A 2,258-nucleotide genomic window follows, 5' to 3' on the forward strand; every position below is an offset into this window, starting at 1 on the left:
GCAACTAATTTAGTAAACAAAAACGAACGCGAGAAAATTCCGAAGGAATTTTCCAAGTAGGCAACGACCAAAGCAATTAATTATACACGTTGTTGTAAGTAGTTTTTATATCTCTGGTTTGTTTGTTTCCAATGTCTGAATTATTGTATTTTGAAATTTTTCTGGTTCATCGTGATGTATTTGATGCCCGGAATTTTCAAATAGAAACAAGTCTTTTTTTGGTGCTTTTAATTTCTCAAAATAGTTTTCTGTAATTTCAGTAGATGTTTGAATATCATTTTTACCGACGAAAAAATAAACTGGGCAATTAACCTCCTTTAAAGTCTTCGGTAAATCAATATTCATTACTTCGTTCCATACAGGTGACCAAGTTTCTGACCATTTAAGAAAACCATTTTTAAAATCATCACTTGTTACATATTCTTTACCCTCTTTATAAAAAAGCCATTTTCTTATAAAAAATAAGTCCTCGTCAATTTTAAAAGGAATATTTACACTCGCCAATTCTTTGCTGGCAATAGTATTTTCTTGAAAATGAACTTTCAGAATTTTGAGCAATTCCATTTCACTTTTTAATTGGCTGATAACTGGATTAACCGCAAAATAAGAATGTAGTAATTCAGGATGATTTTCAACGATATAAAAGCCTAAAACATTTCCCCAAGAACTACCCAATAAGTATATCTTTTCTTTATTCAATTCCTTTGTTAGAAAACTTATAATTTGATAAGTGTCCTTTTCCATTTGTTCGACAGATGGTTGAGTTGGCGAGACGTTTAATTCCAATGTTTTTCCAGCATCTCTTTGTTCCCATTGGACAATAGTGAATTTATTTTTTAGAATGTTCGTGAAATTGTCAGCAGTATTTATCATTGAACTTCCAGGACCACCAGATAAAAATAAAAGTACTGGCTTGTTTGAGTCATCCGTTTTAATTTCAACAACTTGTTTTATTCCTCCAATTTCAGGTGTTAGCAGAGTGTCTATTTTGACTGAAATATTTTCAGACTTATTTTTCTTTTTGGTTTGTTCTTTACACCCATAAATTTGGAATAAAATCGTAAAAACGAATAATAAAATACTTTTTTTTATCATAGTATAAAGGTTGGTTTAAATTGCTTACAACGACTCGGCTATGGTTAGTACGGGATTAAAAAGCGATTAATTTCTGATTAAGCACTTAGCCAAAACTTTTTATTTTGTTTTATCTTTTCATTTTTAAAGCCAAATCAAAAGATTTGGCGGACTTAATTCAAGGCACTTTACTTTTGGTTAAGCACCAAAACCCGTATTAACTATAGCCATTGTTGGCATTTCGTTATTTATTTTGGTCATTCAATATCCATTTTAAAGCCTTTTCCTTTGTTGCTCTAAAAATTGTATTATGCTTTTCTTTTGGTTCGTCTGAATATTTCCATTTTAGTTTATTTGAAGCATTGTTTTCTAATACTTTGTTCAATTCATTTGTGTATTGCGAAATATCTTCTGCACTTGAACCTGCAAACCAAAGTTTAACTTCTTTATCAGGAAATTTTCCAAAAAGTTCATTCGCATTTTTTACCAAATAGTGGTCATTCCACCATAAAGAAGGGTCAAATGCAATGTAAAAATCAAATGATTCGGGATATTGCATAAAAGTTTCCATTACAAAAAGTCCCGATAATGACTCTCCTATAATTCCTTTCTTATTTGAAGTTTCGTATTTACTATTAATTTCGGGAATTAATTCTTGAGTGATAAATGCTCGGAAGTTTTTCGCTCCGTCTGTCTGCGGGCAAAATTGAGCGTCATATTCCGATTCTGAAAAACCTGTTAAATCTCGACCTCTTTCTGTATTTTCGATTCCAACAAGAATAATTGGTGGAATACTTTTTTCGGCTATTAATTTAGAGATGGTATTTGCAATGTGTGGGAAATCTTCTTTTATTCCTCCGTCAGCCATATACAAAACAGGGTATTGTTCGTTTCCTTTTTTATATAATGGAGGTGTCCAAACATTTACTACTCTTGTTTCTCCAACTTGTTTTGATTCTATTTTAAAAGTTTCGTGTTCTGGAATGGAATCTTGAACTTGTTTCGAATTCCCACAACCAATTAAATATAAACTTGTAATAAATAGGACTAATATTTTTCTCATATATGTTCTGTTTTTTTAATGAATGCCAACGGTCTCGTATAACCATCAGTTACGGCTTAAAGTTAAACAAACTTTTGGCAGAGACAGATGTTAGCAATTCCGAGTGGATTCGGTCGTAGTC

At 31.5% G+C, this 2,258-nt stretch carries 2 protein-coding genes; both read right to left on the reverse strand.

All coding sequences use genetic code 11. From position 1 onward, the window contains the following. Positions 1 to 105: 105 nt before the first annotated feature. Positions 106 to 1,095, reverse strand: coding sequence for an alpha/beta fold hydrolase (locus tag J4050_RS15050; protein ID WP_208155441.1), 990 nt, complete (start codon positions 1,093 to 1,095; stop codon positions 106 to 108). 223 nt (positions 1,096 to 1,318) lie between these two features. After that, complete coding sequence (locus J4050_RS15055) at positions 1,319 to 2,137, reverse strand: alpha/beta hydrolase (protein ID WP_208155442.1); 819 nt, start codon at positions 2,135 to 2,137, stop codon at positions 1,319 to 1,321. Between the last annotated feature and the right edge of the window lie 121 nt (positions 2,138 to 2,258).

Origin of the sequence: Winogradskyella pelagia, assembly GCF_017581965.1 — a bacterium.
GTDB lineage: Bacteria > Bacteroidota > Bacteroidia > Flavobacteriales > Flavobacteriaceae > Winogradskyella > Winogradskyella pelagia.

Coding starts and splice junctions, on each gene's coding strand:
- J4050_RS15055 (WP_208155442.1), bottom strand. CDS start 2,137: ATGAGAAAAATATTAGTCCTATTTATTACAAGTTTATATTTAATTGGT.
- J4050_RS15050 (WP_208155441.1), bottom strand. CDS start 1,095: ATGATAAAAAAAAGTATTTTATTATTCGTTTTTACGATTTTATTCCAA.